We start from the raw sequence: 8153 nt of genomic DNA on the forward strand, positions 1-8153 counted from the left end.
GCTCGGCCGTCGCCGTCGGCGCCTTCGAGACGCCCCTCGCGCTCGGCAGCGACACGGGCGGCTCGATCCGGCAACCCGCCGCTCTCACCGGCACCGTAGGCGCCAAGCCGACCTACGGCGGCGTGAGCCGCTACGGCGCCATCGCCCTCGCGTCCTCGCTCGACCAGATCGGCCCGTGCGCTCGAACCGTGCTCGACACGTCTCTGCTGCACGACGTGATCGCCGGGCACGACCACCACGATTCGACCTCGCTGCGGCACGAATGGCCCTCGATGGCCGCCGCCGCCAGGGACGGCGTCGCGGACGACTCGCTGCGCGGCCTGCGCGTCGGCGTGGTGAGGCAGCTCATGCTCGACGGGGTGCAGCCCGGCGTGAAGGCGCGCTTCGACGAGGCGCTCGCGCTGCTGACCGCCCAGGGCGCGGAGATCGTCGAGATCGACGCCCCGCACTTCGAGTACGCCGTCGCCGCCTACTACCTGATCCTGCCCGCGGAGGCATCGAGCAACCTCGCGAAGTACGACTCGGTGCGCTTCGGCCTGCGCGTCACGCCCGACGGCGGCGGCACGGTCGAGGACGTGATGAGCGCGACCCGCGAGGTCGGGTTCGGCGCCGAGGTGAAGCGACGCATCATCCTCGGAACCTACGCGCTCTCGGCCGGTTACTACGACGCCTACTACGGCAGCGCGCAGAAGGTGCGCACGCTGATCCAGCGCGACTTCGCGAACGCCTTCGCGCAGGTCGACGTGATCGCCTCGCCGACCGCCCCCACGACCGCGTGGAAGCTCGGCGAGCATGCGGGCGACCCCATGCAGGACTACCTGAACGACGCCACGACGATCCCCGCGAACCTCGCCGGGATCCCGGGCCTCAGCCTGCCGGTCGGCGTGGCGGAGGAGGACGGCCTGCCGGTCGGCCTGCAATTGCTGGCACCCGCGTTCGAGGACGCGCGGCTCTACCGCGCCGGCGCCGCGATCGAGCGGCTCATCGAGGATCGCGACGGGCGGGCGTTCTGGAAGCAGAGCCCCGCGTTCGACGCTGCACACACTGCCCAGCAGGGAGGGGCGCGCTGATGGCCAAGACCAAGGTGATGGATTTCGACAAGGCGCTGGAGCTCTTCGAGCCGGTGATCGGCCTCGAGGTGCACGTCGAGCTGAACACGACGACGAAGATGTTCAGTTCGGCGCCGAACGCCTTCGGATCCGACCCGAACACCAACCTGACTCCGGTCTGCCTCGGCCTGCCGGGTTCGCTGCCCGTCGTGAACGAGCAAGCGGTGCGCTACTCGATCAGCCTGGGCCTCGCGCTCGGCTGCGAGATCGCCGAGGTCTCGGGCTTCGCCCGTAAGAACTACTTCTACCCCGACATGTCGAAGAACTATCAGATCTCGCAGTACGACGATCCGATCGCCTTCGACGGCTCGGTCGAGATCGAGCTCGAGTCGGGTCGGGTCGTGCACGTGCCGATCGAGCGCGCGCACATGGAGGAGGACGCGGGCAAGCTGAACCACATCGGCGGCTCGACCGGACGAATCCAGGGCGCCGAGTACTCGCTGGTCGACTACAACCGTGCCGGTGTACCGCTCGTCGAGATCGTGACCCGACCGGTCTTCGGCGGCGAGGCCGACACCCCCGAGATCGCTGCCGCATACGTGGCGACGATCCGCGAGCTCGTGATCGCGCTCGGGATCTCGGACGCGCGGATGGAGCGCGGCAACCTGCGCTGCGACGCGAACGTGTCGCTCCGGCCGCGCGGCAACGAGGGTGCGGGGATGAGCGTGCTCGGCACGCGCACCGAGACGAAGAACGTGAACTCGCTCCGCTCCGTGGAGAAGGCGGTGCGCTTCGAGATCCAGCGCCAGGCGCAGATCCTCGCCGGAGGCGGGACTATCACCCAGGAGACCCGGCACTGGCACGAGGACACGGGGGAGACCTCGCCCGGCCGGCCGAAGAGCGATGCCGACGACTACCGGTACTTCCCGGAGCCCGACCTCGCCCCGATGATGCCCTCGCGCGAACTGGTCGAGGAGCTGCGGGCCGGACTGCCCGAGCACCCGACCGTGCGCCGGCGCCGGCTGCGCGAGGAGTGGGGCTTCAGCGCGCTCGAGTTCCGCGACGTCGTCAACGCGGGGCTGCTCGACACGATCGCGGCGACGGTCGCGGCAGAGGTGCCGCCGCAGACGGCGCGCAAGTGGTGGACCGGCGAGATCGCCCGCCTCGCGAACGAGCGCTCGACGGCGCCCGCGGATCTCATCACGCCGGCCCAGGTGGCCTCGGTCGTCGAGCTGGTGGATGCGGGCGCGCTGAACGACAAGCTCGCGCGTCAGGTCATCCAGGGCATCATCGCCGGCGAGGGCACCGCGCAGGAGATCGTCGAGGCCCGCGGGCTCGCGATCGTCTCCGATGACGGTGCGCTCATCGAGGCCGTGGATGCCGCGCTCGCCGAGCAGCCGGACGTGCTCGCGAAGATCCGGGACGGCAAGGTGCAGGCCGCCGGTGCGGTGATCGGCGCCGTGATGAAGGCGATGCGGGGCCAGGCGGACGCGGCGCGCGTGCGCGAGCTCGTGCTGGAGCGCGCAGGGGTCTGACGAGGGTGTTCGCAGTGTCGTTACGCAGCCTGCTCACCGGGCTCCTGCTGCTCGCGCTCGTGCTGACATCGGCGCCGCTCGACGCGAGCCCGGCACCGGCCGTCGAGCACCTCGCCGAGGTCGAGGCTCCACGGGTGACCGGCGCCGTCGAGTCGACTGCGGGTTCTGATGCGGCGATCTTCGGGGCCACCGGCTCGGCGAACGGCCGCAAGATCGTCGCGTCGACGAGCAAGCGGTACGTGAACCCGGGCGCGAAGGTCAGGATCACGGCGAAGATCACCGGGTTCCCGACCCGGCCGAGCGTGCGGCTCCAGGAGCGGCGCAGCGGTAAGTGGGTGACGGTCAAGACGTTGAAGCGGAGCTCCGAACGGGTGTTCCGCGCGACGGTCAAGCGGAAGGCATCCGGTGCGATCCGATTCCGAGTGATCGCCTCCGCCTCCGATGCCTCTGGCAAGAAGACCACGACGCGATCGAAGACCCTGACGATTCGGGTGCGAACGGTCTCGACCATCCAGATCGCGAAGACGACCGAAGGCGCGCCCGTCGGCCGGACCTTCATCGAGGGTCGGGTCCGGCCGATCCGGCACGGAGTGCGGGTGATGCTGCAGCGCCGCGAAGGATCCTCCTGGGCGAAGGTGAAGACGGCTGAGCCCGATGCCCGCGGCCGCTTCTCGTTCACGGTCTGGGCGGGGCCGGAGCGCGAGGTCTACCGGGTGGTCCGGGCGGCGCAGAAGACCGCGACCCGGCCCGTCAGCAACCGGGTCAGCATCCGAGGAACCGCCCCGTCCGTCTGCACCCAGCCGCTCGCCGGGACGGCAGACGCGCGGGCCTCGCTCCACGAACGCCTCGACGCCAGCGCCGACGAACCGGTCGTGATCGTCGCCGCGGGATCGTCGACCACCTTCGGCAGCGGGGCGACCACGGTGCAGTCGCGCTGGCTCAACCGCTTCGCCGCAGCGCTCTCCGCCGACTACGACCTTTCGGGCGGACCCGCCCTGCCAGTGCTCCGCCAGCCCGAGCGCGGGTGGGCCGATCCTCGCGAGACGGCGGGCATCCACGTCGTCAACGCGGCGAAGAGCGCGAGCTCCTCGGAGGATTACCTCTTCAGCGAACCTCCGAGTCGGATGACGGACGTCATCGAACTCGAACCCGACATCGTGATGCACGTCGTCGGGGCGATGGACTATCGGCTGAATCGCGACCCTGCTGGCGAATACATCGACGGCCTCCGTGCGTCGATCGAGTACATCGACGCGCACATGGCGGGAAACGAGCCGATCCATGTGCTGGTGCACCCGCATCAGCGGATGCGGCCGGAGGTCACCGCCTGGCCGTGGAGCGCGTACCGGAAGGCGATGACCCAGGTGTCCGCGGAGGATCCCGAGCGACGCATCCAGGTCGATGTCTCGGGATGGTTCCGGAACGCCGGCATCACCGGGCCGGATCCCTGGGGCCTGCTCGCGGCGGATCGGGTGCACCCCTCCGACGCGGGCCATGCGGCTCTTGACGGGACCGTCCGACGTGCGCTCGACCTGGACCCCGCGTGCTGATCCTGCCGCGCTGATCCTCCGGCTCGGCTCTGCGCACCGGCCCCGCGTACTCACCCGCGTACCGACCCGAGCCGCGGAGAACACGCGGAAATGCGGGTCGCCGCACGGTCGCCGACTCTTCGGGGACCGGCGCGGATGTGCTGAGATGGAGTCATGAGCGGAACCGGTGAGCGGGACGAGGCGTCGATCCTGCATGTCGACATGGATTCGTTCTACGTGTCGGTCGAACTGCTCGACCGGCCGGAGCTGCGCGGCCGGGCGACCGCGGTCGCCCATGACACCGGCCGTTCGGTGGTCTCGAGCGCCAGCTACGAGGCCCGCAGGTTCGGCGTGCGCTCGGCCATGCCAGTGGCGCGCGCCAAGCAGCTCTGCCCGCACCTCGTCCTCATCGACCCCGACTTCACGAAGTACCGCGCGGCCTCGCGCGAGGTGATGCGGATCTTCCGCGAGTTCACCCCTCTCGTCGAACCGCTCAGCATCGACGAGGCGTTCCTCGACGTCGCCGGCTCGATCCGGCTCTTCGGCCCGCCCACGACCATCGCGCAGCTCTTGCGCGCCCGCGTGCGCGAACAGACCGGCCTGCCGGCATCCGTCGGCCTCGCGAGCACCAAGCACGTCGCCAAGCTCGCATCGCAGCGCGCCAAGCCGGACGGCGTGCTCGAGATCCGGCCCGAGCGGACGCTCGAGTTCCTGCATCCCCTGCCGGTCGAGGCGATCTGGGGCGTGGGCGGTGCGACGGCGAGGTCGCTGCACTCGCGCGCCATCCGCACGGTGGGCGACCTCGCGAACGAACCGGTCGACAGCCTGCGCCGCATCGTCGGCAACGCGAATGCCGAACGCCTGCACGAGCTCGCGAACGGACGCGATGCCCGCGAGGTGGAGACCGAACGGGCAGAGAAGAGCATCGGGCACGAGGAGACCTTCGCCGTGGATCAGAGCGATCGGGCGGTGCTCGAGCGCGAACTGCTGCGCCTCGCCACCCGCACGGGGGAGCGGCTGCGGAGGAGCGGGCTCGACGCCCGCACGATCGCGATCAAGGTGCGCTACCTCGACTTCGAGACCGTGAGCCGATCCCGCACCCTCGGCGAGGCGACCAACGCGACGCAGCGCATCTACCTCACCGCGAAGGAGCTCTTCGAGAGCCTGGGCGGCACGCCGGAACGGACACCTCGGCCGGTGCGGCTCATCGGGGTGCGGGCGGAGCAGCTCGTCCCGGCCGGCAGCGACCCCGCCGCGCTGTGGAGCGATGACGAGGGCTGGCGGGCGCTCGATCAGGCCGTGGACGAGGTGCGCGGGCGCTTCGGAAGAGAGGGGCTCACCTCGGCCAGGCTGCTCGAGCCGCGACGGGACGTCGTCGATCCGCGATCGCTCGAGGACCCGGTCTGAGATCCGGGCGCGCCGGATCCGGATCGACGGCCGCGGTCGCATCGCCACGCCGGCACCGTCGCTTCCGCATCATCGCTTCTGCATCGCCGACCCGCATCGACGGCGGTGCGAAGCGAAGCTACTCGGCCCGTCCCATCCGCAGCAGCGAGTCGAGGATCGCGGCCAGCCAATCGTAGATCAGCACCGTGCCGCGGGTCACCTCGTCGTCGCTCAAACGGGAATGGTCGCCCTCCTCCTGCAGCCCGAGCCTCGCCGCGATCGCAAGGCGCAGCGCGGTGAGGGTCCGTACCCAGGCGGGCAGGGACGACTCGGTGACGTCGACCTCGACCGGCGCCGCATCGGCGTCCTCCTCGGAGAATGCGCCGATCCCGAGCGCGCCGCTCACCTCGAGCGCATCCTGCATCTTGCGGTTGATCAGACCCTGCTCGGTGACCCGGCGGAACTGCGAAGCATCGCTCGCGCCCTCGTAGGCGTCGGGGAAGAGACGGGCGAGCGCTGGGTCGTCGGGCGGAGCCTCGGTGCCGCCGACTTCGAGGCTCGCGAAGAGCGGATCCGGATCGAGCGCGGTGCCGCTGTGGCTGCGGAGCAGGTCGATCAGCTGCCCGACCAGCTGGCCGAGCAGGTGGGCCTCATCGAAATCGAGATGCAGTTGCAGCGCACCCTCCGGCATCGGGATCAGCCTCATGACGCCCCCGCCTGCCGCACCGTCGCCCAGAGGCCGTAGCCGTGCATCGCCTCGACGTGGAGCTCCATCGCCTCGCGCGGACCCTCCGCGACGACCGCGCTGCCCGCCTCGTGGACCTGCATCATGAGGCGCTCGGCGTGCGCGCGTTCGAAGCCGAAGTGCTGCTGGAACACGTAGGTCACGTACGACATGAGGTTCACCGGGTCGTCCCACACCACCGTCTGCCAGCCGTGATCGGGGGCGATGTCCGGTGCTCGGTCGGCGTCGAGCTGCTCCTGCCTCGTGGTCTCCGTGGATGCGATCATCAGCCCCACCCCAGCTCGTGGATGCGATCCTCGCTCAGGCCGTAGAAGTGCGCGATCTCGTGCACGAGCGTGACCCGGATCTCGCGGACGAGCTCGTCCAGGTCGCGGCAGTGATCGAGCAGGTTCTCGCGGAAGAGGATGATCCGATCCGGCTGTTCGCCGTATCCGTAGACGCCGCGCTCGGCGAGTGAGAACCCCTCGTAGACGCCGAGGATGTCGCTGCCGTCCGGCGGCAGATCCTCGACCAGGAAGATGACGTTGTCGAGCTCGGCGAGCATGCCTTCGTGAAGACTGTCGATCCCCTCGGAGACGAGGGCCTCGAACTCCTCAAGAGTGACGCTGAGCATGTTCTCACCCTACACAGCGGGGCGGGGTGCGGCCCGGGATTCGGCTCTGGATTCGGCTCGGGTGCGGGGCCGGTCGCAGGCTCACGCGCTCGCCCGGACGGCCTCGAGCGCCTCGAACGTGCCGAGCACCAGCCCGGCGATGATCACATAGATGAGGCCGATGAAGAGGGCGTACGTGAGACTGAAGCCGACGCAGGCGAGGAGGTTTCCGCGGATCCTGAAATGGGCCGCCGCCTTGCGGGCGAATGCCACCGGATGCCGCACGTCCCAGCTGTTGAGGCGGAGGTACCTGCCGAGGTACATGCCGAAGCCCAGCAGGAGCAGCACCGCGGCGACCGCGATCCAGGACTCCGGGCGGTTGACCGCTGCGACCTCGTCGCCGAAGACGGCGAGCGACACGAAGACGTGCACGAGGAGCACGTTGACGACCGTGTTCACCACTCCCGACATGGCGAGCGTGATCCCGAGGATCAGGTCGTACCAGAGCGGCACCGGATCGTCCTCGTCGCGGTGCGACAGGTTGAGTTCGGTGATGAGATAGCCGGCGTTCGGCAGGAGCAGCAGCCAGACGATGCCGGAGAGGACGAGGGCGGGAGGCGCAAGGCGTCCGTCGATCTGCCCGACCAGCGCGGCGAGGAGCATGCCGAGGATGAGGATCAGGATCGGCAGGACCGAGAGCCAGACGTTCCAGAGCATCGGCCGGTAGAGGCGCGTGCGGTACACCGCTGCGCGGAGCAGGACGAGGGCGATGGCGTAGAGGTTCAGCGCGACGACACCGGCGACGAAGAGCATGCTTCCCAGGCTACCCAGTCCGACCGCGGCGCCTGCACGCGACGCGGAGAAGCTCCCGCTCGCGGCGGTTGGGCGTTGAGGCTCGGGATGGGATATGATCGTGGGGTTGCCTTTCGGGCCCCGGCCCGTTGGACAGCATGGTGGCTATAGCTCAGTTGGTAGAGCACCGGCTTGTGGTGCCGGTGGTCGCGGGTTCAAGTCCCGTTAGCCACCCCAAATGGGAGAGGTTCAAACCTTGAACAAGAGTAAGTGCGCTTGATTCGGTTTGAACCTCTCCCTTATTGATCAGCTCTGCCGCCCCGCTCAAGGGTTATGTTGCAAGGCGTGGTTTGCCAGGCAATTCGGTCAGCCGTTATCGAATGCCAGTGACCGGTTGGATGCGTGAGCCGTTGCGAGCTGGTTGTCAAGTGTCGAGTTTCGTAGAGAGTGAATTGGCCTGGTTTCAGTTCCGATCTTTATATAAGGATGGAACTACGATGCCAAGCAAATACGACCCTGAACTTC

8 protein-coding genes and 1 tRNA gene are annotated in these 8153 nt (G+C 69.1%); 5 read left to right on the top strand and 4 right to left on the bottom strand.

Features of this window, described 5'->3' with window-relative positions:
• The 4 genes from ACFPZL_RS07895 to dinB all read left to right on the top strand — a co-directional run.
• On the top strand, positions 1 to 1070 hold a 1070-nt coding region (locus ACFPZL_RS07895; RefSeq protein ID WP_382335043.1), incomplete at its 5' end, for an amidase family protein.
• A complete protein-coding gene (gene gatB / locus ACFPZL_RS07900) occupies positions 1070 to 2584 on the top strand; it encodes an Asp-tRNA(Asn)/Glu-tRNA(Gln) amidotransferase subunit GatB (RefSeq protein ID WP_218114144.1) in 1515 nt (504 codons plus the stop codon). The genes ACFPZL_RS07895 and gatB, both read left to right, overlap by 1 nt.
• Positions 2585 to 2598: 14 nt before the next feature.
• Positions 2599 to 4134 (top strand): SGNH/GDSL hydrolase family protein, encoded by a 1536-nt coding sequence (locus ACFPZL_RS07905; RefSeq protein WP_218114145.1) that lies wholly within the window; start codon positions 2599 to 2601, stop codon positions 4132 to 4134.
• Positions 4135 to 4287: 153 nt separating this feature from the next.
• The gene (gene dinB / locus ACFPZL_RS07910) at positions 4288 to 5520 is read left to right on the top strand and encodes a DNA polymerase IV (protein ID WP_218114146.1); all 1233 of its coding nucleotides are present in this window, start codon (positions 4288 to 4290) and stop codon (positions 5518 to 5520) included.
• A gap of 118 nt (positions 5521 to 5638) precedes the next feature.
• Here the strand turns inward: dinB and ACFPZL_RS07915 are convergent, their stop codons facing one another.
• From ACFPZL_RS07915 to ACFPZL_RS07930, 4 genes are all read right to left on the bottom strand, one after another.
• Entirely contained in the window at positions 5639 to 6205 is a 567-nt protein-coding gene (locus tag ACFPZL_RS07915; protein WP_218114147.1) for a DUF2017 family protein, read from the bottom strand.
• Entirely contained in the window at positions 6202 to 6510 is a 309-nt protein-coding gene (clpS, locus tag ACFPZL_RS07920; protein ID WP_218114148.1) for an ATP-dependent Clp protease adapter ClpS, read from the bottom strand. The genes ACFPZL_RS07915 and clpS overlap by 4 nt, the downstream gene beginning before the upstream one ends.
• On the bottom strand, positions 6510 to 6857 hold the full coding sequence (locus tag ACFPZL_RS07925) for a metallopeptidase family protein (RefSeq protein WP_218114149.1): 348 nt from the start codon (positions 6855 to 6857) through the stop codon (positions 6510 to 6512). Before ACFPZL_RS07925 ends, clpS begins: the two co-directional genes overlap by 1 nt.
• A gap of 81 nt (positions 6858 to 6938) precedes the next feature.
• Positions 6939 to 7649 carry a DUF1361 domain-containing protein gene (locus ACFPZL_RS07930; protein ID WP_218114150.1) on the bottom strand — a complete coding sequence of 237 codons (711 nt, stop codon included), beginning with the start codon at positions 7647 to 7649 and terminating at the stop codon, positions 6939 to 6941.
• A gap of 140 nt (positions 7650 to 7789) precedes the next feature.
• Between ACFPZL_RS07930 and ACFPZL_RS07935 the strand changes: the two genes are divergently transcribed.
• Positions 7790 to 7865: transfer RNA gene (locus tag ACFPZL_RS07935), tRNA-His, on the top strand.
• Positions 7866 to 8153: the final 288 nt, after the last annotated feature.

This window comes from Leucobacter soli, from assembly GCF_042659205.1.
GTDB lineage: Bacteria > Actinomycetota > Actinomycetes > Actinomycetales > Microbacteriaceae > Leucobacter > Leucobacter soli.

Coding starts and splice junctions, on each gene's coding strand:
- dinB (WP_218114146.1), top strand. CDS start 4,288: ATGAGCGGAACCGGTGAGCGGGACGAGGCGTCGATCCTGCATGTCGAC.
- ACFPZL_RS07915 (WP_218114147.1), bottom strand. CDS start 6,205: ATGAGGCTGATCCCGATGCCGGAGGGTGCGCTGCAACTGCATCTCGAT.
- gatB (WP_218114144.1), top strand. CDS start 1,070: ATGGCCAAGACCAAGGTGATGGATTTCGACAAGGCGCTGGAGCTCTTC.
- clpS (WP_218114148.1), bottom strand. CDS start 6,510: ATGATCGCATCCACGGAGACCACGAGGCAGGAGCAGCTCGACGCCGAC.
- ACFPZL_RS07930 (WP_218114150.1), bottom strand. CDS start 7,649: ATGCTCTTCGTCGCCGGTGTCGTCGCGCTGAACCTCTACGCCATCGCC.
- ACFPZL_RS07925 (WP_218114149.1), bottom strand. CDS start 6,857: ATGCTCAGCGTCACTCTTGAGGAGTTCGAGGCCCTCGTCTCCGAGGGG.